This is a genomic window from Hydrogenophaga sp. (assembly GCF_030651625.1).
Classification (GTDB): domain Bacteria; phylum Pseudomonadota; class Gammaproteobacteria; order Burkholderiales; family Burkholderiaceae_C; genus Hydrogenophaga.
Genome location: NZ_JAUSCF010000009.1, coordinates 48741 through 71667, shown reverse-complemented (window position 1 = coordinate 71667; position 22927 = coordinate 48741). Strand labels below are relative to the sequence as shown.

Here is a 22927-nt window from a genome sequence, read left to right as displayed (position 1 = left end):
GGCGTCACCCCCCTGGGAGGGGGGCGGTGCCACTGGCCCGGCGGAGCCGGTTCCAGGGCACCTCTGGATGGAAGCACTCATACCGGAAATGTATTGGCAGGGGCACTGCTCGGTGACCGAGCCCTCCCTTTCTTCTTGGGCTAAGCTCGTTGCTTCGCACCATAGCTACCCCCATGACATCCGAATTTCGCGTGCTGAGCCTCATCCCGCCGATGACGCAGCTCAACACGCCCTACCCGTCCACCGCCTACCTCACGGGGTTCCTGCGCTCGCGTGGCGTGGATGCGGTGCAGGCGGACTTGGCGCTGGCGCTGGTGCTCAAGCTGTTCACGCCGGCCGGGCTGGAAGCTGTGCGTGGGCAGGCGTTGGAACTGCCCGAGCGAGACCGCACGGGCAGCGTGCATGCCTTCCTGGACCAGTTCGACCATTACCGCGCCACCATCGGGCCCGTGATCCGTTTTCTGCAGGGGCGTGATTCGACGCTGGCCCACCGCATTGCTGCGCGCGGCCTGCTGCCCGAAGGCCCGCGCTTTGCCGCGCTGGACGCTTATGAAGACGACGGCAGCGGCGACCCACTGGCCTGGGCCTTCGGTGCGCTGGGCGTGCAGGACAAGGCTCGCCACCTGTGCACGCTGTACCTGAACGACCTGGCCGATGTGTTGCGCGACGCGGTCGACGACCGTTTCGAGTTCGTGCGCTACGCCGAATCCCTCGCCAGCAGCCAGCCCACCTTCGACCCGCTGGCCCAGGCGCTGGCCGCACCCCCCACCCTGGTAGACCGGCTGCTGCAAGACCTCACGCTTGCAGCGCTGGCACAGCACCAGCCCGCGCTGGTGCTGCTGTCGGTGCCGTTCCCGGGATCGGTGTACGCCGCGCTGCGCATCGCGCAAACCATCAAGACTCACAACCCGATGGTCCACATCGCGCTGGGCGGCGGTTTTGTGAACACCGAACTGCGCGAGCTGAGCGACCCCCGACTGTTCGACTTCGTGGACTACGTGACCCTGGACGCAGGCGAGCGACCAGTGCTGGCACTGATGGAACACCTGCGCGGCCAGCGCTCGAGGCAGCGACTGGTGCGAACCTTCATGCGGAACGAACAAGGACAGGTGCAGTACATCAACCTCGTTGAGCCCGACATTCCCTTTGAAGACGTGGGCACGCCCACCTGGGACGGCCTGCCACTGGACCACTACCTGAGCCTCCTGGACATGCTCAACCCCATGCACCGGCTGTGGAGCGACGGCCGCTGGAACAAGCTCACCGTGGCACACGGCTGCTACTGGAAAAAGTGCAGCTTCTGCGACGTGAGCCTGGACTACATCGGCCGCTACGAAACCGCCACCGCCACCACGCTGGTCGACCGCATCGAAGCCATCGTGAACGAGACCGGCCAGACCGGCTTCCATTTCGTGGATGAAGCCGCGCCGCCGAAGGCGCTGAAGGCACTGGCCCAGGAACTGATCCGGCGCCAGCTCAACATCTCGTGGTGGGGAAACATCCGGTTCGAAAAAACCTTCACACCCGAACTGGCGGAGCTGCTTGCACAAAGCGGCTGCATTGCCATGAGCGGTGGCCTGGAGGTGGCCAGCGACCGGCTGCTGACCCTGATGAAAAAAGGCGTGTCGGTGGAACAGGTGGCGCGCGTGACCAAGGGCTTCAGCGACGCCGGCATCCTGGTGCACGCCTACCTGATGTACGGCTTTCCCACCCAGACGCTGCAAGACACGGTGGACGCGCTGGAATACGTTCGCCAGCTGTTTGAGGCCGGCTGCATCCAGAGCGGCTTCTTTCACCGTTTCAGTTGCACCGTGCATTCACCGGTGGGCATGAACCCGGCCGAATACGGCATTGAACTTGTCCCGCTGCCGCCGGTGAGTTTTGCGAAGAACGACATCGGCTTCCATGATCCCACCGGCACCGACCACGAAGCGCTGGGCATCGGCCTGCGCAAGGCCATCTACAACTACATGCACGGCCTGTGCGTGGAAGACGATGTGCGCCGATGGTTCGAACACTTGCCGCAGCAGGTGCCGCGCGCCACCGTCAAACGCAACCGCATCGCCAAGGCGCTGAGCCGCCCCGGCGCCACCGCGTGAAAAACAGCGGCTTCAAAGGCAACAAGCACGCGCTGCCCAGCAAGCTGTGTGCGGTGTGCGGGCGACCCATGACCTGGCGCAAGGCCTGGGCGAAGAACTGGGAATCGGTGCTGTACTGCTCCGACGCCTGCCGCGCCCGCAAGTCCACCGTGAAGCAACTCTGAAAATTCGATGAAGAAAACGCTGCCCACGCATGTGCGCCACCTGGTCATCGTGCTGGGCGACCAGCTGGATGAAGCGTCCAGCGCCCTGCAGGACTTCGACCCCACCCAGGACGTGGTGTGGATGGCCGAGGTGGCCGAGGAGTCCGAGCACGTCTGGTCGGCCCAGCAGCGCATCGCGGTGTTCCTGAGCGCCATGCGCCACTTCGCAGAACACCTGCGCAAGAAAGGCCTGCCAGTTCGCTACGCCCACCTTGGTGACGCAGACAACACCGGCACGCTGGCCGGCGAACTGAGTCGCGCGATTGACGCGCTGCACCCCACCGGCCTGGTGCTCACGGCGCCCGGGGACTGGCGCGTGTTGCAAGCCATGCGCAGCGTGGCCGAACGACACCAGTTGCCGCTGGACCTGCGCGACGACACCCACTTCTTCAGCACCGTGCGCGAATTTGCGGCTCACGCCAAGGGGCGCAAACAGCTGCGGCTCGAATACTGGTACCGAGAGCTGCGTCAAAAGCATGACATCCTGATGGACGGCAAGCAGCCCGTGGGCGGCCAGTGGAACTTCGATGCCGACAACCGCGAGTCGTTCGGCAAGACCGGGCCGCAGAACGTGCCGCCACCCTCACGCTTTGAGCCGGATCACATCACCCGTGAAGTGATTGATGTGGTGCGTTCCCGCTTCGCTAAGCACCCGGGCAGCCTGCAGCAGTTTGGTTGGCCGGTGACCCGCGCACAAGCCTTGCAGGCGCTGGACACCTTCGTTCGGGAACGTCTGCCGTTGTTCGGCCAGTATGAAGACGCCATGTGGTCGGGCGAGGCCTGGCTGTACCACTCTCACCTCAGCTGCGCGCTCAACCTCAAGCTGCTGAACCCGCGCGAGGTGGTGGCCGCCGCCGAAGCCGCGCACGACAGCGGCCATGCACCCCTGGCCGCGACGGAAGGTTTCATCCGGCAGATCCTGGGCTGGCGCGAATATGTGCGCGGCATCTACTGGATGCAGATGCCGGATTACCTCGAACGCAACGCGCTGAACGCCCAGGCCGAGCTGCCCGCCTGGTACTGGACTGGCGAGACCGACATGGCCTGCCTGAAAGACGCCATTGGTCAGACGCTGCAACACGGCTACGCCCACCACATCCAGCGGCTCATGGTCACCGGGCTCTATGCGCTGCTGCTGGGTGTGAAGCCGCAAGCCGTGCACCGCTGGTACCTGAGCGTGTATGTGGACGCGGTTGAGTGGGTGGAACTGCCCAACACGCTGGGCATGAGCCAGTTCGGCGACGGCGGCGTGATGGCCAGCAAGCCCTACGTGGCCACCGGAAAATACATCCAGCGCATGAGCAACCACTGCAAGGGCTGCCGCTACGACCCCGCGCAATCCACGGGCGCCAGAGCCTGCCCGTTCACCACGCTGTACTGGGATTTCCTGGCCCGCCACGAAGCCCTGCTGCGCAAAAACCCGCGCATGGCCATGCAGATGAAAAACCTCGAACGGCTGGATGTGGCAGCGCGGGAGGCGATTGGGTCACAGGCAGAAGCGCATCGTGCTGCTCAGGGCTGAGTCGACCCCACCGGTTGTTCGACCAGCGCGGGTCTGCTCTCCATCCGGGACCACATCAGGTGGACGCCTGACTTTCCGCTGCAATCTGTCGCAATGCCTGCTCGAACACCGCAGCCGGCTGACCGCCAGAGATGAGGTGGCGGTCGTTGATGATCACCGCCGGCACCGAGCGGATGCCATGGCTGGTGAAGAACTGCTCCCGTTCGCGCACGTCGTCCGCAAATTCGCCCGCTGCCAGCACCGCCTCGGCCCGCTTCACATCCAGGCCGGCTTCGGCCACACAGGCCAGCAACACGTCGTGCGTTTCCATGGATTCGGAGCGCGTGTGGCAGGCCGCCAGCAGCGCCTTCTTCAGCCCGTGTTGCTGCCCCGGCTGGCCTTCCTGGGCTGCCCAGTGCAGCAGCCGGTGGGCGTCGAAGGTGTTCCAGATGCGGCCCCGACCTTCCGGATTGAAAGTGAAGCCCACTTCGGCACCGCGCTGCCGGATGGTCTCGCGGATCTGGCGTTGCTGCTCCGCTGTGGAACCGTACTTCTGGGTGAGGTGTTCACCAATGTCCTGGCCGCCTGGGCCCATCTGCGGATTGAGCTCAAAGGGCTGAAAGTGCAGTTCGGCCTGCACATCGCTCTTCACGGCGTTCAAGGCCTCTTCCAGCGCGCCCAGGCCCACGGCGCACCAGGGACAGGACACGTCGGACACGAAATCGATCTTGAGTGGGATGGTCATGACTGGAATGGTAGGCGCCAGTCCGGCTGCGGGCAAAGCAGCGAGCCTTGCCCACGGGCCGATCAAGGGCTTGCGCGACAATCGGCGCTTCCCAACCCGTGTTCAGGCAGCCCGGAGCCCCATGATCGATCGCTACGCCGTTTTCGGCCACCCCATTTCGCACAGCAAGTCGCCGCTGATCCACAGCCTGTTCGCGAAGGCCACCGGGCAGGTGCTGGAATACACCGCCATCGATGCGCCACTGGACGGGTTTCGCGACACGCTGCTGGCCTTTTGCGCGGCGGGCGGTCGCGGCGCCAACGTGACGCTGCCTTTCAAGCTGCAGGCGTTCGAACTGGCCACCGATCCGTCTGAAGGGGCGCGGCTGGCCGGTGCGGCGAACGCACTGAAATTCCAGGGTGATCGCATCCTTGCCGAGAACTTCGACGGCATCGGCCTGGTCAACGACATACAGCGCAACCAGGGCGTGTCGCTGGCGGGCAAGCGTGTGCTGCTGTGCGGCGCGGGCGGGGCCACGCGCGGGGCCATCCTGCCATTGGCGGGGCAAGGGCCAGCGCTGATCGCCGTGGCCAACCGGACCGCCGACAAGGCCCACGCACTGAAAGCCGATTTCGAAGCACACGTGGCCCTGCAAGCCAGCGGCTACGAAGACTTGGCTGGCCAGACGTTCGACGTGGTGCTCAACGCCACTTCCACCGGCCTGTCGCAAGACACACTGCCCTTGCCGCCAGGCGTGTTCGCACCGGATGCCCTGGCCTATGAAATGGTCTACGGCAAAGGGCTCACGCCGTTCCTGAAGCAGGCGCGCGAGGCCGGTGTCACGCATGTGGCCGACGGTGTGGGCATGCTGATCGAGCAGGCCGCCGAAGCCTTCCTCTGGTGGCGGGGTGTGCGCCCCGACACCCGACCGGTGATCGAGCGGCTCACCGTGCCTCTGGTCTGAAACCATCCCCCTCTGTTGACCCATTTCGAGAACACCATGTCCCACATCCTCCTGCTCAACGGCCCCAACCTCAACCTGCTCGGCACGCGCGAGCCCGCCGTCTACGGCGCCACCACCCTGGACGACGTCGAAGCCATGTGCAGCGAAGTGGCCAAAGGCCTTGGCCATTCCCTCGAAGCCTTCCAGAGCAACCACGAAGGCGCCCTGCTCGACCAGATCCACGCCGCCGGCCGGCGCTTCAAGGCCGGTGAGCTGATGGGCGTGGTGTTCAACCCGGGTGCGTTCACGCACACGTCGGTGGCGCTGTTCGACGCCATCAACGGCGTGAAGCCCATGCCCCTGATCGAGGTGCACATCTCCAACGTGCACGCGCGCGAAGCCTTCCGCCACCACTCCTACGTGTCGCCAGCAGCGGCGGGCATCGTGATCGGCTTCGGCACCGACGGCTACCGCCTCGCCATCGAAGCCCTGGTGCGCAAGGCCAGAACGCACGCCGCTTGAATTCACGGTCCTGCCGGCGACAGGCCGGCTCCGGGCGGACCTGGCCAGGCCCCACAATCCACCGGTGAAATCCCGCCACTTCGCCCAGCTCGTCGCCCTGTCGGCCCTGTGGGGCGCTTCCTTTCTGTTCATCCGCATCGCCAGCCCGGTGATGGGGCCCCTGGTGCTGGCCGGTTGCCGGGTGGCGCTGGCAGGTGTCACGCTGGCACTGATCATGAGGGGTCTGCGCCAGCAATGGCCGTGGGAGCACTGGCGCGAGCTGATGGTGCTGGGCGCCTTGTCGGTGGCGGTGCCCTTCCTGCTGTACGCCTGGGCGGCCCTTCGATTGCCAGCCGGCTACAGCGCCCTGCTGAACACCACGGCGGTGGTGTTCGGTACGCTGGCTTCTGCCTGGTACAAGGAAGACACGCTCACCGTGCGCAAGCTGCTGGGCTGTGTGTGCGGCTTTCTGGGTGTGGGCCTGATCGTGCGGCTGGGCCCGGTGCAGCCGGATGCGGCCACCCTGGCCGCCGCGCTGGCCTGCGTCACCGCAGCGGCCTGCTACGGCTTCTCGACACCGCTCATGAAGCGCGCCACCACCCGCATGCAGCCGCTGGCGATTGCGGCCGGTATCCACCTAGCGGCCCTGGTGCTGGTGCTGCCCGGCACGGTTTGGGGCTGGCCGCAGGCCCGCTTCACCCCGGAAGCCATGGGTGCGCTGCTGCTCATGGGCGTGGTCACATCGGGCCTGGCCTACTGGGCCCATGTGCGCATCATCCGGCACGTGTCGCCCGTGGCCGCCATGAGCCCGGTGTTCATGATCCCGGTATTCGGCGTGACCTGGGGCCACCTGTTCCTGGGTGAAGCGCTTTCGCCCGGCATCTTCATGGGCGGCGCCCTGGTGCTGCTGGCTTCTGCGCTGGTGACCGGATTCAACCCGTTGCGGCGCCGGCCGGTGGTCGATCCGGCGCCCTGAAGGCCGGGCATCACCGACTGGCGCTTCGTTGCTTGCACACGGGCGCGCCGAACCTATACTGGTCTGATGAACGAACCGGTACATTTCGCGCGCAAGGCGGGCCGACCCAAGGCCCAGTCCAAAGAGACCACGCGCACCAACGATCCTGAGCGGACCATGGCCAACATCCTGGAAGTGGCCATGACCGAGTTCGCCGAAAAGGGCCTCGCAGGCGCACGCATCGACGAGATCGCGGCGGCCACCCAGACCAGCAAGCGCATGATTTACTACTATTTCGGTAGCAAAGAGGGCCTTTATCTGGCGGTTCTGGAGGCTTCATACGGGGAGATGCGGTTTCACGAAAGTCAACTCGATCTGGAGAACCTGGCCCCTGCCGCCGCCCTGCGCAAACTGGTGGAATACACCTTCGACCACCACCGCGACAGCGAAAACTACATACGCCTGGTGATGGGAGAAAACATCAACCGGGGCCAGTACCTTGCGCAAAGCCCGTTCATCCAGGATCTCAACGTGCCGGCCATCTCGGCCATCCAGTCGCTCTACGACCGGGGCGTGGCGGCGGGCGACTTTCGGCCAGGGCTGGACGCCCTGGATATCCACGCCTCCATCTCGGCGCTCACCTTCTTCAATGTGTCCAACCGCCACACCTTCGGCCTGATTTTCAAGCGCGACACCGAAGCCCCCGACTGGGTGGCCCAGCGGCGCCAGAGCGTGGTGGAAATGGTCGAACGCTACCTGCGTCGCGACTGAATCGGCTTCCCCGAAATCACCGTTCAGCGGTCAGTGACCCGAGCCTCGGGAAAACCCTGATCATCGTTCGTTGATTTAATTAACCAGTTCGTACATGATTCGGCTCAGGCGTTCCAAGCCGAAAACGACCCTGTTGAAACCGATCCCGCCACCCCTCAGAGGAGACACACCATGACCCCTTTCATCCAACGCCGCACCCTGCTCGGCGCCGCCGCCGGCCTGTGCGCGATCGGCCTGCCTGCCTTGTCCCTGGCACAGGGCAAAGTCGAACTGATCTACTCCGACACCGTGGCCGAGAGCGACGTGCGCGCCGCGATCCTCAAGGAATCGTTTGGCGGCGCGCTGGGTGCCGAATTCGACTTCAAGCCCTACTTCGGCGCCACCCTGTTCAAACAAGGCACCGAGCCGGTGGCCATGCAGCGCGGCAACCTGCACATGGCCAACCTGGCCGCTTTCGATGTGCAAAGGCAGATCCCCGCCTGGAGCATCGTGACCACGCCTTACGTGTTCCGCGATCACGTGCACATGAAGGCCGTGTTCGACAGCGACGTGGGCAAAGCGCTGTACGCCATGATGGAACAGCAGATGGGCATCAAGGTGCTGTCGGTGCCCTACATTGGCACGCGCCACCTGGGCCTCAAGCCCAGGAAGAAGATCATGACCCCGGCCGACCTCGCCGGCATCAAGCTGCGCATGCCCCCGGGCGAAGGCTGGCAGTTCGTGGGTACCGCCATGGGCGCCAACCCGTCACCGCTGGCCTTCACCGAGGTCTATACCGCGCTGCAGACCGGCACCATCGACGGCCAGGACAACCCCATGGGCGCGGTGCGCAGCATGAAGTTCTATGAGGTGACCACGCAGATCGTCAAGACCAGCCACCTGGTCGCCAACAACCTGTTTGCCATCAGCGTGAGCAAGTGGAACAGCCTGAGCCCGGCGCAACAGAAGACCGTGCAGGACGCTGCCGACAAGTTCGCCGCCGCCGTGACCGCACAGGCACTCAAGGACGACGTGGAGCAGGAAGCCTTCATGAAGCAGCAGGGCCTGGAGGTGTACACACCCGACCTGCCCGCATTCCGCAGACACGTGCTTGACGTGTACGCCAAGTCCAAGTTCGCCAAAGACTGGCCAGCCGGCATGCTGGACCGCATCAACAAGCTGTAAGCACCCCCTGCGCCGCTGCGCGTCCTCTGGAAGAGGGGTCGTCGTGCGGGGCATGTGGCGCGCCGGAGCCATTGAACTGTGTGAACTGAACGTCCCCGGAATCCCGCCATGAATTTCACTTACTCCCTGCACCCGGCTCCCCGTCTGCTGCGCTGGCTCAGGCTGGGCGCCAACCACGTCCAGGTCGTGATGATGGCCACCATGTTCGTGGCCTTCATCCTGCAGATCACGTTCCGCTACGTGCTCAACAAACCTGTGGCCTGGACCGAAGAGATCTGCGTCATCACCTGGATCTGGGGCATTCTGTGGGGCGCCTCGTTCGTGATGAGCAATCGCGAAGACATCCGCTTCGACGTGCTCATCGGCCAGGTGCCGCGCGAAGTCAAACGCTGGTTCACCGTGGTGGTGAGCCTGTCGGTGGTGGTGATTCTGGTGTGGTCGCTGCCCTCGGCCTGGAGCTATGTGACCTTCATGAAGGTGGAGTCCACCGCATCCCTGGGCATCCGCATGGACCACCTTTTCTCGATCTACATCGCCTTCGTGGTGGCCATGGTGGTGCGCCACCTGCACATCGGCATTGAAGCCGTGCGCGGCCGCCTATACGACGACCCGCTGCCAGCAGCCAGCGCCAAGGAAACGGCATGAGCTTCTTTTCGCCCTTCGCCATCACGGTGTACCTGATTTTCGCGCTCAGTCTCATGGGCCTGCCCATCGGGCTGTCGATGATCGCCAGCACGGTCGTCTACCTGTTCATCACCGGGCAGGACATGGGCATCGCCGCTGAACAGCTGCTGCAAGGCCTGAACAACACCTACACCCTGCTCGCGATCCCACTGTTCATCCTGGCGGCCGAGATCATGAACATGGGTTCGCTCACCGACCGCCTGCTGCGCTTCTGCAACGCCATCGTGGGTCGCTTCCGCGGCGGCCTGGGCCACGTCAACATCATGTCATCGTTGATCTTCTCCGGCATGTCCGGCTCTGCCATAGCCGACGCTGCCGGTGTGGGCCGCATGGTGATCAACATGATGACCAAGGACGGCCGCTACACGCCGGCCTACGCGGCGGCCCTCACTTCGGCATCGGCCGTGATCGGTCCCATCATCCCGCCGTCGATCCCGCTGGTGCTCTACGGCCTGATATCGGACGCGTCCATCGGCTACCTGTTCATGGCGGGCGTGGTGCCGGGTCTGCTGCTTGCCTTCGTGCTCATGGTCATGAACGGCTACCTGGCCCGGGTGCGCAACTTCCCGGTGGAGCGCGCTGTGCCGCTGCGCGAACTGCCCGGCATCACCTGGCGCGCCATTCCCGCGCTGATGATGCCGGTGGTGCTGCTGGGCGGCATCTACAGCGGCGTGATGACGCCCACCGAAGCCGCCGCCGTGGCCGCGCTGTATGCCTTGCTGATCTCGGTGGTGCTGTACCGCTCGGTCACGCCCGTGGGTGCGTACCGGGCGCTGCTCGCCAGCGGTCGCTCCACCGCGTCGATCGGCATCCTGATCGCGGGCGCCCTGGTGTTCAACTATGTGGTCACCCGCGAAGACATTCCGCAGGCGGTGAGCCAGTTCCTGACCGCCATGGACCTCACGCCCATGGGCTTCCTGCTGATCGTCAACGTGTTGCTGCTGGTGCTGGGCGCGCTGCTGGAAGGCGGCACCGTGCTCCTGGTCATCGTGCCCATCCTGATTCCCACCGCCAAGCTGCTGGGCATCGACATGGTGCACTTCGGCGTGGTGGTCACGGTCAACCTCATGATCGGCCTGATCACACCGCCGTACGGCTTGTTGCTCTTCATCATGGGCAACATCACCGGCGAATCGATCAAACGCATCGTCAGGGAAACCCTGCCCTTCGTGTTCGTGATGCTGGCCGCGCTCGCCTTCCTCACCTATGTGCCCGACGCCGTGCTCTGGCTGCCGCGCCGGTTCGGTTACCAGGGTTGACCCCGCCACCCCACCCTCACACGCCAATGATCCACCCCGACCTGCAACGCTTCCTCGCCGACTGGGACCAAGCCTGGTCCACCCTGCCTGCCGGCGCACGGCCAGCCCAGCGCCGTGCCCACTTCGAAGTGGTGGCCGCTGGCATGCGCGAGCCGCACCCTGAAGGCATCGTCACCGATGTGCACCAGGTGGAGGTGCCCGAGACAGGCACACAGGTGCGGGTGCGCACCTTCCGTCCCGCACAGGCCGAAGCTGCACTGCCCGCGCTGGTGTACATGCATGGCGGCGCCTGGATGCAGGGCAGTCCCGAAACCCATTGGGACATCACCGCCGGCATCGCTGCGGCCAACCAGCAAATGGTCATCAGCGTGGACTACGCGCTGGCACCCGAGCACCCGTTTCCCCGTGCCCTGCACGAATGCACGGCCGTGACGCGCTGGTTGTTCGACCAGTCCGACTGGCTGGGCATCGACCGGGACGCCATTGCCATCGGCGGCGACAGCGCTGGCGGCAACCTCGCCGCTGCGGTGACCCTGGTGCTGCGCGGCAGCGCCTACCCGCTGCGCGCCCAACTGCTGGTGTACCCGGCGGTGTCCTTCAACACCGACCGCCCCTCGCACCGCGAAAACGCCGATGGACCGCTGGTGACCGTGGCCTCCATGCCCGCAGTCAACGCCATGTACAGCCCCGACCCGGCCGGCCTGCTCAACCCGCTGGTGGCCCCCTTGCTGGCCGAAAGCCACGCTGGCCTGCCGCCCGCCTATGTGGCGGTGGCCGAACACGACCCCCTGCGCGACGAAGGCGTGGCCTACGCCGAGGCGCTGCAGTCTGCCGGCACACCCGCGGTGCTGGACCGGGGTGAGAGCCTGATCCATGGTTACCTGCGCGCCAAGGCCTATTGCGCCCCGGCGCAGGCGTCGTTCGAGCGCATGTGCGCATGGCTCAGGGAAGTCACGGTCACGGCATGAGTCTGGAGCCCACGCCGCCAGCCCTGCGCTTCGCGTTCACCATCGACGCGCGCATCGGCACCTTTGAAGCACAGGGGACCGGACCGCTGGGACAACGCCTGCACATTCCTATCGTGGGCGGCGAGGTGACCGGGGCGGCACTGCAAGGGCGTGTTCGCCCTGGCGGGTCTGACTGGGCATTGCTGCGGGTCGATGGTGCCACCTTCGTTGATGCGCGCTACACCATCGAGGCGGAAGACGGCACGCTGATCTACGTGCAAAGCCGGGGCCTGCGCGTGTCCAGCCCTGAAGTGCTGGCTCGCCTGCAGGCCGGTGCACCCGTGGCCGACGACGAGGTGTATTTCCGCTGCGCGCCCACGTTCGAGTCGCCGGAGGGTCCGCACGCCTGGCTGAACCAGCGCCTCTTCATCGCACCCGTGCGGCGCACGGCCACCGGCGTGCAACTGCAGGTCTTCCAGGTCGGCTGATGCCACTCACACCCATGACACATGCCAAGTCGGCCACCATCAACGGCCACACCGAACTCATCGCCCACATCGGCTACCCGACGCACAGCTTCAAGTCGCCGATGATCTACAACCCCTACTTCGAGCACGCCGGCGTGAACGCCGTGGTCGTGCCCATGGGATGCCAGGCGGCCGACTACCCGGACTTCCTGCGGTCGGTGTTTCGCCTCACCAACATCCGGGGCGCGCTGATCACCATGCCGCACAAGGTCGTGACCGTGGACCTGCTGGACGACGTGACGCCCGCCGTGCGCGTGGCCGGCGCCTGCAATGCGGTGCGCCGCACCCCCGACGGTCGCCTGCAGGGCGACAATTTTGACGGCGAAGGTTTTGTGCGCGGCGTGCGCCTCAAAGGCCTGCAAGTGGTCGGCGCCCGTGCACTGGTGGTGGGCTGCGGAGGCGTGGGCTGTGCCATTGCGGCGTCGCTGGCGGCCGCTGGCGTCAATGCCATCCACCTGTTCGACGTGAACACGGACACAGCCAACGCGTTGGCGCAGCGCCTGACTGCGCACTACCCCAGCATCAGCACCCACACCGGAAGCAACGACCCCGCAGGCTTTGACCTGGTCGTCAACGCCACACCCATGGGCATGAACGAAGGCGACCCCCTGCCCGTGGACGTGACGCGGTTGCAGCCACACACCTTCGTCGGCGAAGTCGTCATGCGCATGGAGATGACCGCGTTTCTCTCCGCCGCGCTGGCCCGCGGCTGCCGCGTGCAGGTGGGCACCGACATGCTGTTCGAGCAGATTCCGGCCTACCTGGAGTACTTCGGCCTGCCCACCACCACGGCGAAGGTCTTGCGCTCGGTGGCGCGACTGAGTTACTGAGGTCCGAACGCTGACGCCCGAACGGGGACGACCGTCTGTCGGCCAGTGCGTGTGCAGGCTTCAGATCGGCCACTGATCTGCCGATCAGGTACGTACAGCAAAAATACCGTGCCTGTCGAGACCCTCCTACCCATGTCCATGTCCGTCACTTCCGCAGCATTCACCGGCATGAGCGGCATGAGAGCCGCCCAGCTGCGGCTGGACACGGCGGCCCACAACGTGGCCAACGCGCTGACGCCGGGCTTCCAGCGGCAGGTGGTGAACCAGACCGCCCAGCCGGGCCTGGGCGGGGTGAAAGCGCAGATCGAACGCGAACCCGAAGTCGCTTCGGTGGCTGGTGCGCCCTTTGGCCATCTGGCCGAGGACCTGATCGCGCAGCGCATGAGCGTCTACAGCTTTGCCGCCAACCTGCGCACCGTGGAAACACCTGACCGCATGCTGGGTGCGCTGCTGGACACCAAGGCCTGATTGCCGGTTGATCAGGATGCGGGCAGCTTCCGCGCCTTGCCACCACCCGGCGGCTCCGCAAACGACTGCGCCACAAAATCGACGAACGCCCGCACGCGTACCGCCATCTGGTGCCGCTGCGGGTAGACGGCGAAAATGTCGGCGTCGGGTGTGAAGTACTGCGGCAACACAGGCACGAGCCGTCCGCTGGCCAGGTAACGCTGGATGTCCCACTCCGCGCGCATGAGGATGCCGTGGCCATCAAGTGCCCAGTTGACGGCGATCTCGCCGTCGTTGGTGGTGAGCGTTCCACGGGTCTTGATCGCTTCGGTTTTGGCGCTCTTGCCGCGCCCGCTCGAGAGCCGCCACAAACCATACGCCTCTTCCCCTTGCCGGATGCCGATGCAGTTGTGTCGAATCAGGTCGTGGGGCACCTTGGGCATACCGTGTTCGGCCAGGTAGGCGGGCGATGCGCAAAGCAGCCGCCGGTTCGGTGCGATATGGCGCGCAATCACGCGCGCGTCCGGCGGTGCACCGAAACGGATACACACATCAAACGTGTCATCGGTGAGCGCGGGCGGATTCACCGACAGCTGCAACTGCACCTCCACCTCGGTGTGTGTGCGGACAAAACGGGAAATCAAGGGTGCGACGTGGCTGCGTCCAAAGCCCAGTGTGGCATTTACCCGCAACAGGCCCTTGGGAGCCGCCTTGGAAGCACCCAGCAGTTCCTCCATGGTGTCGATCTCGCCCAGGATGCGGCGCGCGTGCTCCAGATACAGCTCACCCTCGGGCGTCATGCTCATGCGCCGGGTGGTGCGGTTGACCAGCGGCACGCCCACGCGCGCCTCCATCTGCGCCAGGTGCTTGCTCACCGCTGGCGTGGTGATGCCGAGTTCGCGCGTTGCCGCGCTGAGGCTGCCGGCACTGGCCAGCACCGAAAAAAAACCCAGGTCGGCGGGCACGATGGCGTTGCTCATGGCCACTCCATTGTTAAATTCAGGTGAACAATGAATTCACTATAGCTCCGATCAAAACAGAGACGCAAGGCATAGAGTCAAGCCATCGTTCCATATTTCCAATCGGAGACCAGCCATGAAAACCTATAACATCGCCACCATTCCCGGAGACGGCATCGGCAAGGAAGTGGTGCCTGCAGGCCAGCAGGTGCTTGAAGCCATGGCCGCATCCGGCAGCGGATTCCGGTTCGAGTTTGAAAACTTCGAATGGGGTGGCGATTACTACCGCCAGCACGGCGTGATGATGCCCGCAGACGGCCTGGACGCCCTGCGCAACAAGGACGCGATCCTGTTCGGCTCAGCCGGCGACCCGGACATCCCCGATCACATCACCCTCTGGGGCCTGCGCCTGAAGATCTGTCAGGGCTTTGACCAGTACGCCAACGTGCGCCCCACGCGCATCCTGCCAGGCATCGATGCACCGCTCAAGCGCTGCAAGCCCGAAGACCTGGACTGGGTCATCGTGCGCGAAAACACCGAGGGCGAATACGCCGGCGTGGGCGGCCGCGTGCACCAGGGCCACCCCATTGAAGCCGCCACCGACGTGACCATGATGACGCGCGCCGGTGTCGAGCGCGTGATGCACTTCGCGTTCAAACTGGCGCAAAGCCGCCCTCGCAAGCTGCTGACCGTGATCACCAAGAGCAACGCGCAGCGCCATGCCATGGTGATGTGGGACGAGATCGCAGTGCAGGTTTCGCAGGAGTTCCCTGATGTGAAGTGGGACAAGGAAATCGTGGATGCGGCCACCGCGCGCATGGTGAACCGGCCATCCACGCTGGACACCATCGTCGCCACCAACTTGCATGCCGACATCCTGAGCGATCTTGCCGCCGCCCTCGCCGGGAGCCTGGGCATCGCCCCCACCGGCAACATCGACCCCGAGCGCCGCTACCCCAGCATGTTCGAACCCATCCACGGCTCCGCCTTCGACATCATGGGCAAAGGCCTGGCCAACCCGGTGGGCACATTCTGGAGCTGCGTGATGATGCTGGAACACCTGGGCGAGTTCGACGCCGCCAAGCGCCTGATGGGTGCCATTGAACAGGTCACGGCCAACCCTGCGTTGCACACCGGCGATCTGGGCGGCAAGGCCACCACGACCCAAGTGACACAGGCGGTGTGCGAGCTGCTTGCCGCGACCGAACAGCGCCTGGCCGCCTGATTTATCGATGCCCGGCGCGCAGCGACTGCGGCCGGGCAGACCACTTGCGGGGATACACGGGCGTGGAGCCCGAGACTGCAAGCGCTCGCGCACTTCGCACCCCCCGGCGCTTGTGCGCCAGGTGATTCGCACCGCCATCACAGCCCGCCTGCCGTTCGGCATCTTGGGTTGCACCGATCTGCCACTCATTGTTGAACTCAAGTTCACGCCGGATTCACTTTGCCGGTGATTCGACACACCCTCCGGCCCGTAAAGTCCGGTTCACCAGAGCGCAAACCGCGCCATTTTTGGAGACAAGCATGACGACAACGACCACTTTTTCCCGCCGCCGCATTACGCAGGCCATTGCATTGACACTGGCCATCTCCAGCAGCAGCTCCATGGCCCAGGCCTGGCCCAGCAAACCCATCAACCTGGTGGTGCCTTTCCCCGCAGGCGGTACCACCGACGTGCTGGCCCGCGCGCTGGCACAGCCCCTGGCCGAAGTGCTTGGCCAGCCAGTCATCGTGGACAACAAGCCTGGTGCTGGCGCCACAATCGGGGCCAACTTCGTGGCCAAAGCCAGCCCGGACGGCCACACCCTTCTGATGGGCGCCGTGCACCACACCATTGCCTCCAGCGTCTACAAGAAACTGGCCTACGATTTCTCCAGGGACTTTGTGCCTGTGACCACCGTGGCGTTGGTGCCCAACGTACTGGTGGTGAATGTCAGCACACCCGCCAGGACCGTGGCCGAACTGGTGAGCCTGGTCAAGGCAGAACCAGGCAAGCAGGCATATGGCTCCAACGGAAACGGCACCGCGCAGCACCTGATCGGCACCCAGTTCCAGGGACAGACAGGCACACAGCTGATCCACACCCCGTACCGGGGCAGCGCGCCACTGACCACCGATCTGCTCGGCGGCCAGATCATGATGAGCTTCGACACCATCACACCAGTGCTGCCGCACATCAAGGCCGGCAAATTACGCGCCCTGGCCGTGACCACGGCCAAACGCTCGGCCGCATTGCCTGACGTTCCCACACTCGAAGAAGCGGGCCTTCAAGGGTTCAACATCGGCACCTGGTTCGGCGTGCTGGCGCCGGTAGCCACGCCAAAGGACATCGTGGCCCGCCTGAATAGCGAAATCGTGAAGATCATTCAGTCGCCAGAATTCACTGCACGCATGGCCGAGATCGGCGCCGAGCCGGTCGGCAACACCAGCGAGCAGATGGCACAGCAGATCGCCAGCGAAACCGAAAAGTTCGCCAAGCTGGTGAAGGACGCCAAGGTCGAGATCGAGTGAAACAGTTCGGCGTGTACCAGCGGTTCATATGAACAATGCCCCAGGCCGCCTGCGCAGCCGGGAGCATTTTCAATCTGAACTCAGGCGAGCCCCGCCAGCCGTCGCTCGAGCTGAAAGCAGGCGGTAAACACCTGCCGATCGGACAATGTGGCAGCCGCCATTTGGCTGTGCAGCATCTGCCCCCGTGCTGCCTTGGCGGCCGCTTCGTGCAAGGCCTCGATCACCAGCACCCCGTCGAATGCCCCTTCTGCACTGCGGCGCATCGACTTTTCTTTGGTGGGCACCCCGGTGGCTGCCGCATCCACCTGCATCAGCCAAACCTGCGCCACCGCATCGAGCCCAGCGATGCGGTCCACCAGCGCGCGCTGCGCAGCCTCGTCCAGCAAGCCGGCTGCCTCCAGGTCAACGCGCAACGGCACCACCACCGAACCACAACCCAGACCGGCGCGTGCCACCACCGGCCCACCGCCACGTGCGAAGTTCTGCAGGATGGGCATGGTGCGCTGCGACCAAGGTGTGGGCGCGTTCAGGCGGGCCAGGTAGGAAGGCCCGGCCAGCACGCCTGCCTCCACCAACTCGTAGGTGATGAAGAAGCGGCATTTGCCAGCGACCTCGCTGCGAAACACACGCCCCGACACAAAACCGTCCACGCCCACCCGCTCCAGCACGTGTTCGCGGGTGAGCCAGTGCAGGTAGTCGGTTTCCTGTTCGGGCTCGATGTCGCTCCAGATCGCCAACTGGGCCTGTCCCCGTGGGTGCATGTGGTCTCCTTGTCGGAAGAAAGTCAGCGCAACTGCAGCGGAACAATTCCGCCAAAGATCGAGCGACTGAAGGCTACCCGGATCATCCATTCGCCTGCGATTTCAGGCGCATCTGGTTCGGCAGAGGCACTGAACGGCGCAGCACATCCTCGGCCAGCCACATCGCCGAGCGCCGGCCGCGCTCGGCCACCTGTGGCAGCGGCATCTGCTGGTAGTCGTCATTGAACACCTCGAAGCTGTAGTCACCCCGGTAACCCAGGCGGTCGAGCCGAAGCACCAGATCCACCAGCTGTTCGCTGTGCACGCCTTCACCAGGAAACACGCGGAACGTGCGCGCGGTGGTCATGCGCTCTTCAAAGGTCTTGGTTTCCTGCCACATGAAATCGGCCAATTGCACCAGAAAGATCTTGTCCGGGTCCAGGTAGTCGATTTCTTCCAGCGAGGTTTTGGCCGCGAAGATGTGGAACGAGTCGATTCCAAGGCCCAGATTGGGGCAGTCAGCACGGCAGATCACGTCCCAGGCCGTGGTGAACTCGTTGATGGTGCGGCCCCACGAAAGGCCCTCGTAAGCGATGCGAATCCCCAGGGGCAGCGCCAGCATGGCGAGTTTGCGCAGGTCGCGCGCGATGTGGTCGAGATCCTGGCTGGCGTGGGTGGAGGTGGACGAACACGCCAGCATCACCTGGCAGCCCAGCGCCGCGCACATCTCCAGCATGCTCTTGGCGATGTCCACTTTGTAATGGTGCAGGTGACCAGACAGTCCTTCGAAATCTCGCAGCACCTGGAATCCGGTGCCGCGCAGGCCACTGTCTTTCACAGCCTGCACGGCCGCGTCCAGTCCGCCGGGGTGACCCACCAGGTCGTTGGCCTTGAGCATCACCTGCGAAAAGCCGGCCGCCTTCATCGCGGCCAGCTTGGCTTCAAGCGGGCCGGCAAAGGTGATGGTGTCCATACCGAAGCCATTGATGGCTTCCGAGATTGCGTGGGGCGTGCTCATGGGTCAACCCTGTGCGTGGTCAGCGGGCTGTGCACCAGTTCAAACACCACCGAACCCAGATAGGTCTTGCTGATGGCGCCACGCTGTTCGGTGTGGGCGGCCTGTGTTTCCACGAACTCCACGCCCAGGGCTCGCAGCGCTTTCACGGCAGCCAGCACGTCGGGCACGCCCAGCCCGATGCGCTGCAAGCGTTCGTCGCTGTCGACCACATTGATCTCGGGTTCGATGAGTTGCAGCATGAAACGGTTGGCAGCGTCGAGCGCCGGCACCCGCAGCAGCGTGCCCTTGGGCATGATCCCGAAACGCTGCTCGTCGGGGATCAGCTCGGCGCCGAACAGCTCGTTATAGAAGGCGATCCAGTCGTTGCTGCGCTCGGGACCGATGTACTGCACGATGCCGAAGAAGTGGATGCCGGCCGTGGCCGGTGGATGCTGGTCCACCGAGGGGATGGGCACAAAGTCCACGTCGTAGATCGAGAACTCCCTGTACCGGTCCACGAAGTAGATTCGGCTGCTGCCCGCGCCATGAATGGCCGGGATGTGGAGCTCCATCACTTCGGCGTGCGTGCTCACCGCCCAGGCACCGCGCTCCAGCACACAGTGGTAGGCCGCACGCGCGTCGCGCACCCGCAGCGCCATGGCCGACAAGGTGGGTACGCTGCCGCCGTGCCCGGCACCTTTGGCGTCCATCGGATGGGCGTTGACCACGATGTTCAGATCACCTTGGCGGTACAGCAGCACCTCGCGCGAGCGGTGGCGAGCCACCGGGCGAAAACCCATCATCTCCAGCACTTGTCCCAGCGCCTGTGGCTGCGAGGTGGCGTACTCGATGAACTCAATGCCGTCCAGCCCCAGCGGGTTCGCGGCGTCGCTGAATGAGGCTTGCAAGGGCTCGCGGCCCTCGGGGTGGTTGAGCAGGAGGTCACTCATGCAGGGTCTCCGGATGGTGTGCGGGCGAACCTGCACCTGCAGGTGCCGCACTCACCTGACACTGTAGAAGCGTCGGTTCTTGCCGGGGCAGCTTGCGCTCAAGATGCTGATCGATAATCGCTCAACAGTGTTCGATCATCGAACGGATCGCGGGTTTTCCACGGTCACCCGCCCTTCACCCCATGGATCTCATCACGCCCTCTTCCCTTTCAACGCTGGACAAACGCGACTGGATTGCCGGGCTGGAAAAAGGCCTCTCCATCATTGAGGTGTTTGACGACCAGCATCCCCGCCTGACCGCCAGCCAGGCGGGCGCGCGCTGCGGCCTCACGCGCACGGCCGCGCGACGCTACTTGCTCACGCTCGCGCATCTGGGCTACATGGGTACCGATGGCAAGCTCTTCTGGCTAACGCCACGCATCCTGCGGCTGGGTCATGCCTACCTGGAGTCGGCCCGCTTCCCTCGGCTGGTGCATCCCTTCCTGCAGCGCATCGCCGGCGGCACCCAGGAAATCGCCTACCTTGGGGTGCTCGATGGCGACGAAGCCGTCTACATCGCGCGCAGCGGTGCCCAGCGGCACATGAACACCGGTTACATCCTCGGTTCGCGCATCCCGGCCCAACTGTCCACTGCCGGGATGGCCATTCTGGCCGCCCGGGGGGAGGCGGCAACGGACGCCTGGCTGACCGACCGCGTCCTGCAGGCGTTCACCCCCTACACGCTGGCCACATCGCAGGTCTTGCGCGAAGAGCTGCAGCGCTTCCGACGCCAGGGCTGGGCCATGCTGGAGCAACAACTGGAACTGAACACCCGGGGCATTGCCGTGCCCCTGCTGGACCGGCACAACGGCGTGCACGGCGCCATCAGCATCACCATGCCCATCAACCAGGAAAGCCAGGCCGATGCGCTGGCCCGTGTGTTGCCGGTGTTGCAGGAAGCCGCACGAGGCCTGAGGCCCCTGCTCTGAGCATCAGGCCCGTTTGGCAGGGCGGTGAAGACGCCAAAGGCGCCATGCACAGACCATGGCCACCAGCGCGCTGACCATGGAAAGCCAGAACACGCTGGCCAGCCCCAGCGCCGAACTCAGGAACCCGCCGCCCACGCCGCCCAGCACGCCCGGCAACCCATAGCCCAGCACCGAATACAGCGCCTGCCCGCGCCCGCGCAGGCGGCCGGGAAAGTGCTGCGACAGCAAGGCGATGCACACCGTGTGATGGGCCGCAAAAGTGATGGCGTGCACCGCCTGGGCCAACAACAACAACGGCCACACCAGCGGGAGACCCGCCGTGATGCCCATGCGCAGCGCCATGAGCGCGGCCGCCAGCACCAGCCAGCCGGGCAGAGAAAGCAACGGCAACCAGCGCCCCTGAGTGAAGAACCAACCGATCTCGATCACCACCGACACTGCCCAAAGCAGACCGATCACGGTCTTGCTGTAGCCCAGCGAATCCAGATAAAGCGAGAAAAAGATGTAGATGAAGATGTGCGAGAGCACATGGAAGAACATCGACAGAAAAAACCAGCGCACCGCTGGCTGGCGGAACACCGGCCAGACATCGGGGTGATCGTCGGTGTGATGCGAGTCCTCGCGCGCGTCGGGTAACAACCACACGCTCAGTGCCACGGCGGCCAGTGTGAGCGCGGTCCAGCCCGGAAAGTGCGACATGCCGAAACGCTCGAACCAGGCACCTGCAGCCACCACCGTGACCAGGAAGCCCAGCGATCCCCACAGGCGAACTCGACCGTAGCGTCTGGCGTCGAATGCGCCACCATGGCTCACCAGGTGCGCCAGCGCGGCTTCGCTCATGGGCATCATGGCGCTGGTGTGGCTGAACATGAGCAGCAGCACCACGAACAAGGCCACGCCGCCCATGTCGAACCACAAGCCCAGCGACAACACCAGCGCGGCCGTGCCGCCGTAGCGAAGGAGCTTCACGCGCTCACCGGTGCGGTCGCTCAGCGTGCCCCAGGCATAGGGCGCAAACAGGCGTGTGGCCGATTGCACCGAGGTCAGCACGCTGATGGCGATGAGGCCGAACCCCATGTCCTTCAGCCACAGCGGCAGGTAGGGATTGAAGAAACCGATGTGGGCGAAATAGCTCGCCGACAGCATGGCGAAGGGGAACAACTGTTTTCGATCAGCCAAGAGACGCCCGCGCTCTGGTTTGTGTCGATATCAGCAATTCACGTTGTCCATATCTCAGCGTTTTCATTGGAACCGGCGAATAAGCTTCAGCTTGGGTATCTGCTGTCCCGGGGCCATCGCGACGCCAAACTGAACCCGCCGACCATGGCGCGCATCTGTAACCACTCTGACTGACAACGACACGACCGACGCGTGCTTGAGCGAACTTCACACTGTTGCTCCGTGGCGATAGCCGATGTGAAAAGCGCGCGTCAGCGTGAAGAAAGTCACCATAAACGATTTACAGATTGACACACCGCTCAATGTATTGACCAATAATTCACGAATATTATTGGAAATTAATCATTGAGTATTGGGACAACATGTCAGAATCTAATTCATTTGCGCGCCATACAGCATTAATCGACAAGTTTTTTCGTATATTGATAGTTAGCATGGCTGTTGCCATTCTAACTGCCTGCGGCGGCGGCGGGGGCTCCGAAGCTCGCTCAGTTGTTGTTGTGTTTGGTGACTCCCTGAGCAACAACAACGGGCAATTTGTCACCTCCAACGAGCATTGGACAGAAAAGCTCAAAGCCGAGCGGCCCGGCAGCACCATCGTGGTCTCTGCCCTCAGTGGCGAAACCGCTGCAGATGCTGTCAAGCGCCTGCCCAGTGTGCTGGCGACTCATCGCCCCACACACATCATCATCTCCCATGGCACCAACGACTACTGGCGGGCCTGCCGCGGCTGCTATGCCCAGACGCAAAAACATCTGGAGGATATGGCAATGATTGCCAATGAAAACGGTGTGGTGGTGATCCTGGGAGACATGACCTACAAACGAGGCGGACCACCTGAAGCTTCCGCCTACAGTGCCATGTACCGCAGTGCTGCTGGCGCAACCGGCAGCCGGTATGTGAACATGGTGGCAAATATTCCCTATGATCGGGTGCATTACCATTCGGACATGATTCACTACAACAACAATTCGCAGGAAGCACTCAAGAACAGTGTGGTCAATACTTTCTGATTTAACGTGAGATGATGTAGGTTGAATATTATTCAGGCCAATCAATTCTGAAGAA

General features: G+C 64.2%; 24 protein-coding genes. 18 read left to right on the top strand and 6 right to left on the bottom strand.

Features of this window, described 5'->3' with window-relative positions; translation table 11 throughout:
- The first annotated feature begins 173 nt into the window (after nucleotides 1-173).
- From Q7V46_RS03845 to Q7V46_RS03835, 3 genes are read left to right on the top strand one after another with little or no spacing between them, the layout of a single operon-like run.
- A complete protein-coding gene (locus tag Q7V46_RS03845; RefSeq protein ID WP_304912190.1) occupies nucleotides 174-2099 on the top strand; it encodes a radical SAM protein in 1926 nt (641 codons plus the stop codon).
- Complete coding sequence (locus Q7V46_RS03840) at nucleotides 2096-2263, top strand: DUF2256 domain-containing protein (protein ID WP_304912189.1); 168 nt, start codon at nucleotides 2096-2098, stop codon at nucleotides 2261-2263. The genes Q7V46_RS03845 and Q7V46_RS03840 overlap by 4 nt, the downstream gene beginning before the upstream one ends.
- A gap of 7 nt (nucleotides 2264-2270) precedes the next feature.
- Complete coding sequence (locus tag Q7V46_RS03835; RefSeq protein WP_304912188.1) at nucleotides 2271-3824, top strand: cryptochrome/photolyase family protein; 1554 nt, start codon at nucleotides 2271-2273, stop codon at nucleotides 3822-3824.
- 55 nt (nucleotides 3825-3879) lie between these two features.
- Here the strand turns inward: Q7V46_RS03835 and Q7V46_RS03830 are convergent, their stop codons facing one another.
- Nucleotides 3880-4548, bottom strand: a complete 669-nt coding sequence (locus Q7V46_RS03830) for a DsbA family oxidoreductase (RefSeq protein ID WP_304912187.1) — start codon at nucleotides 4546-4548, stop codon at nucleotides 3880-3882.
- A gap of 121 nt (nucleotides 4549-4669) precedes the next feature.
- Here Q7V46_RS03830 and aroE point away from each other — a divergent pair, with 121 nt between their 5' ends.
- From aroE to Q7V46_RS03775, 11 genes are all read left to right on the top strand, one after another.
- Entirely contained in the window at nucleotides 4670-5491 is an 822-nt protein-coding gene (aroE, locus tag Q7V46_RS03825; RefSeq protein WP_304912186.1) for a shikimate dehydrogenase, read from the top strand.
- 36 nt (nucleotides 5492-5527) lie between these two features.
- Nucleotides 5528-5992 (top strand): type II 3-dehydroquinate dehydratase, encoded by a 465-nt coding sequence (aroQ, locus tag Q7V46_RS03820; RefSeq protein WP_304912185.1) that lies wholly within the window; start codon nucleotides 5528-5530, stop codon nucleotides 5990-5992.
- 64 nt (nucleotides 5993-6056) lie between these two features.
- Complete coding sequence (locus Q7V46_RS03815; protein ID WP_304912184.1) at nucleotides 6057-6947, top strand: DMT family transporter; 891 nt, start codon at nucleotides 6057-6059, stop codon at nucleotides 6945-6947.
- Between the two features lie 66 nt (nucleotides 6948-7013).
- On the top strand, nucleotides 7014-7697 hold the full coding sequence (locus Q7V46_RS03810; RefSeq protein ID WP_304912183.1) for a TetR/AcrR family transcriptional regulator: 684 nt from the start codon (nucleotides 7014-7016) through the stop codon (nucleotides 7695-7697).
- A 171-nt stretch (nucleotides 7698-7868) separates the two neighbouring features.
- Entirely contained in the window at nucleotides 7869-8861 is a 993-nt protein-coding gene (dctP, locus tag Q7V46_RS03805) for a TRAP transporter substrate-binding protein DctP (RefSeq protein ID WP_304912182.1), read from the top strand.
- 108 nt (nucleotides 8862-8969) lie between these two features.
- Nucleotides 8970-9506 (top strand): TRAP transporter small permease, encoded by a 537-nt coding sequence (locus Q7V46_RS03800; protein WP_304912181.1) that lies wholly within the window; start codon nucleotides 8970-8972, stop codon nucleotides 9504-9506.
- Nucleotides 9503-10804 carry a TRAP transporter large permease gene (locus Q7V46_RS03795; RefSeq protein ID WP_304912180.1) on the top strand — a complete coding sequence of 434 codons (1302 nt, stop codon included), beginning with the start codon at nucleotides 9503-9505 and terminating at the stop codon, nucleotides 10802-10804. Before Q7V46_RS03800 ends, Q7V46_RS03795 begins: the two co-directional genes overlap by 4 nt.
- Before the next feature lie 26 nt (nucleotides 10805-10830).
- Nucleotides 10831-11772 carry an alpha/beta hydrolase gene (locus tag Q7V46_RS03790; RefSeq protein WP_304912179.1) on the top strand — a complete coding sequence of 314 codons (942 nt, stop codon included), beginning with the start codon at nucleotides 10831-10833 and terminating at the stop codon, nucleotides 11770-11772.
- Nucleotides 11742-12239 carry a DUF3237 domain-containing protein gene (locus tag Q7V46_RS03785; protein ID WP_304912178.1) on the top strand — a complete coding sequence of 166 codons (498 nt, stop codon included), beginning with the start codon at nucleotides 11742-11744 and terminating at the stop codon, nucleotides 12237-12239. Before Q7V46_RS03790 ends, Q7V46_RS03785 begins: the two co-directional genes overlap by 31 nt.
- A 14-nt stretch (nucleotides 12240-12253) precedes the next feature.
- Entirely contained in the window at nucleotides 12254-13108 is an 855-nt protein-coding gene (locus Q7V46_RS03780) for a shikimate dehydrogenase (RefSeq protein WP_304912177.1), read from the top strand.
- Nucleotides 13109-13246: 138 nt separating this feature from the next.
- Nucleotides 13247-13576, top strand: a complete 330-nt coding sequence (locus tag Q7V46_RS03775) for a flagellar basal body protein (RefSeq protein ID WP_304912176.1) — start codon at nucleotides 13247-13249, stop codon at nucleotides 13574-13576.
- An 11-nt stretch (nucleotides 13577-13587) separates the two neighbouring features.
- On the opposite strand, the gene Q7V46_RS03770 is transcribed toward Q7V46_RS03775, so the two are convergent.
- Complete coding sequence (locus tag Q7V46_RS03770; RefSeq protein WP_304912175.1) at nucleotides 13588-14535, bottom strand: LysR family transcriptional regulator; 948 nt, start codon at nucleotides 14533-14535, stop codon at nucleotides 13588-13590.
- 115 nt (nucleotides 14536-14650) lie between these two features.
- On the opposite strand from Q7V46_RS03770, the gene Q7V46_RS03765 reads away from it, so the two are divergent.
- Nucleotides 14651-15739 carry a tartrate dehydrogenase gene (locus tag Q7V46_RS03765; protein WP_304912174.1) on the top strand — a complete coding sequence of 363 codons (1089 nt, stop codon included), beginning with the start codon at nucleotides 14651-14653 and terminating at the stop codon, nucleotides 15737-15739.
- A 299-nt stretch (nucleotides 15740-16038) separates the two neighbouring features.
- Nucleotides 16039-17025 (top strand): tripartite tricarboxylate transporter substrate binding protein, encoded by a 987-nt coding sequence (locus tag Q7V46_RS03760; protein ID WP_304912173.1) that lies wholly within the window; start codon nucleotides 16039-16041, stop codon nucleotides 17023-17025.
- 80 nt (nucleotides 17026-17105) lie between these two features.
- Here the strand turns inward: Q7V46_RS03760 and Q7V46_RS03755 are convergent, their stop codons facing one another.
- The 3 genes from Q7V46_RS03755 to Q7V46_RS03745 form a co-directional block, all read right to left on the bottom strand.
- A complete protein-coding gene (locus Q7V46_RS03755) occupies nucleotides 17106-17786 on the bottom strand; it encodes a DUF4286 family protein (RefSeq protein ID WP_304912172.1) in 681 nt (226 codons plus the stop codon).
- Between the two features lie 82 nt (nucleotides 17787-17868).
- Nucleotides 17869-18783: a sugar phosphate isomerase/epimerase gene (locus Q7V46_RS03750; RefSeq protein WP_304912171.1), complete on the bottom strand. Its 915-nt coding sequence runs from the start codon at nucleotides 18781-18783 to the stop codon at nucleotides 17869-17871.
- Nucleotides 18780-19712 carry a 4-hydroxyphenylpyruvate dioxygenase gene (locus Q7V46_RS03745; RefSeq protein ID WP_304912170.1) on the bottom strand — a complete coding sequence of 311 codons (933 nt, stop codon included), beginning with the start codon at nucleotides 19710-19712 and terminating at the stop codon, nucleotides 18780-18782. Before Q7V46_RS03745 ends, Q7V46_RS03750 begins: the two co-directional genes overlap by 4 nt.
- Before the next feature lie 182 nt (nucleotides 19713-19894).
- Here Q7V46_RS03745 and Q7V46_RS03740 point away from each other — a divergent pair, with 182 nt between their 5' ends.
- Nucleotides 19895-20680: an IclR family transcriptional regulator C-terminal domain-containing protein gene (locus Q7V46_RS03740; protein ID WP_304912169.1), complete on the top strand. Its 786-nt coding sequence runs from the start codon at nucleotides 19895-19897 to the stop codon at nucleotides 20678-20680.
- 3 nt (nucleotides 20681-20683) lie between these two features.
- On the opposite strand, the gene Q7V46_RS03735 is transcribed toward Q7V46_RS03740, so the two are convergent.
- Entirely contained in the window at nucleotides 20684-21859 is a 1176-nt protein-coding gene (locus Q7V46_RS03735) for an MFS transporter (protein ID WP_304912168.1), read from the bottom strand.
- Nucleotides 21860-22221: 362 nt separating this feature from the next.
- On the opposite strand from Q7V46_RS03735, the gene Q7V46_RS03730 reads away from it, so the two are divergent.
- Nucleotides 22222-22872 carry a GDSL-type esterase/lipase family protein gene (locus Q7V46_RS03730; RefSeq protein WP_304912167.1) on the top strand — a complete coding sequence of 217 codons (651 nt, stop codon included), beginning with the start codon at nucleotides 22222-22224 and terminating at the stop codon, nucleotides 22870-22872.
- Nucleotides 22873-22927: the final 55 nt, after the last annotated feature.

Excerpts from the sequence above, each read along its gene's own strand:
- Q7V46_RS03845 (WP_304912190.1), top strand. The coding sequence starts at position 174 with ATGACATCCGAATTTCGCGTGCTGAGCCTCATCCCGCCGATGACGCAG.
- Q7V46_RS03835 (WP_304912188.1), top strand. The coding sequence starts at position 2,271 with ATGAAGAAAACGCTGCCCACGCATGTGCGCCACCTGGTCATCGTGCTG.
- Q7V46_RS03830 (WP_304912187.1), bottom strand. The coding sequence starts at position 4,548 with ATGACCATCCCACTCAAGATCGATTTCGTGTCCGACGTGTCCTGTCCC.
- aroE (WP_304912186.1), top strand. The coding sequence starts at position 4,670 with ATGATCGATCGCTACGCCGTTTTCGGCCACCCCATTTCGCACAGCAAG.
- aroQ (WP_304912185.1), top strand. The coding sequence starts at position 5,528 with ATGTCCCACATCCTCCTGCTCAACGGCCCCAACCTCAACCTGCTCGGC.
- Q7V46_RS03810 (WP_304912183.1), top strand. The coding sequence starts at position 7,014 with ATGAACGAACCGGTACATTTCGCGCGCAAGGCGGGCCGACCCAAGGCC.
- dctP (WP_304912182.1), top strand. The coding sequence starts at position 7,869 with ATGACCCCTTTCATCCAACGCCGCACCCTGCTCGGCGCCGCCGCCGGC.
- Q7V46_RS03800 (WP_304912181.1), top strand. The coding sequence starts at position 8,970 with ATGAATTTCACTTACTCCCTGCACCCGGCTCCCCGTCTGCTGCGCTGG.
- Q7V46_RS03795 (WP_304912180.1), top strand. The coding sequence starts at position 9,503 with ATGAGCTTCTTTTCGCCCTTCGCCATCACGGTGTACCTGATTTTCGCG.
- Q7V46_RS03790 (WP_304912179.1), top strand. The coding sequence starts at position 10,831 with ATGATCCACCCCGACCTGCAACGCTTCCTCGCCGACTGGGACCAAGCC.
- Q7V46_RS03785 (WP_304912178.1), top strand. The coding sequence starts at position 11,742 with ATGGCTCAGGGAAGTCACGGTCACGGCATGAGTCTGGAGCCCACGCCG.
- Q7V46_RS03780 (WP_304912177.1), top strand. The coding sequence starts at position 12,254 with ATGACACATGCCAAGTCGGCCACCATCAACGGCCACACCGAACTCATC.
- Q7V46_RS03775 (WP_304912176.1), top strand. The coding sequence starts at position 13,247 with ATGTCCGTCACTTCCGCAGCATTCACCGGCATGAGCGGCATGAGAGCC.
- Q7V46_RS03770 (WP_304912175.1), bottom strand. The coding sequence starts at position 14,535 with ATGAGCAACGCCATCGTGCCCGCCGACCTGGGTTTTTTTTCGGTGCTG.
- Q7V46_RS03765 (WP_304912174.1), top strand. The coding sequence starts at position 14,651 with ATGAAAACCTATAACATCGCCACCATTCCCGGAGACGGCATCGGCAAG.
- Q7V46_RS03760 (WP_304912173.1), top strand. The coding sequence starts at position 16,039 with ATGACGACAACGACCACTTTTTCCCGCCGCCGCATTACGCAGGCCATT.
- Q7V46_RS03755 (WP_304912172.1), bottom strand. The coding sequence starts at position 17,786 with ATGCACCCACGGGGACAGGCCCAGTTGGCGATCTGGAGCGACATCGAG.
- Q7V46_RS03750 (WP_304912171.1), bottom strand. The coding sequence starts at position 18,783 with ATGAGCACGCCCCACGCAATCTCGGAAGCCATCAATGGCTTCGGTATG.
- Q7V46_RS03745 (WP_304912170.1), bottom strand. The coding sequence starts at position 19,712 with ATGAGTGACCTCCTGCTCAACCACCCCGAGGGCCGCGAGCCCTTGCAA.
- Q7V46_RS03740 (WP_304912169.1), top strand. The coding sequence starts at position 19,895 with ATGGATCTCATCACGCCCTCTTCCCTTTCAACGCTGGACAAACGCGAC.
- Q7V46_RS03730 (WP_304912167.1), top strand. The coding sequence starts at position 22,222 with ATGTCAGAATCTAATTCATTTGCGCGCCATACAGCATTAATCGACAAG.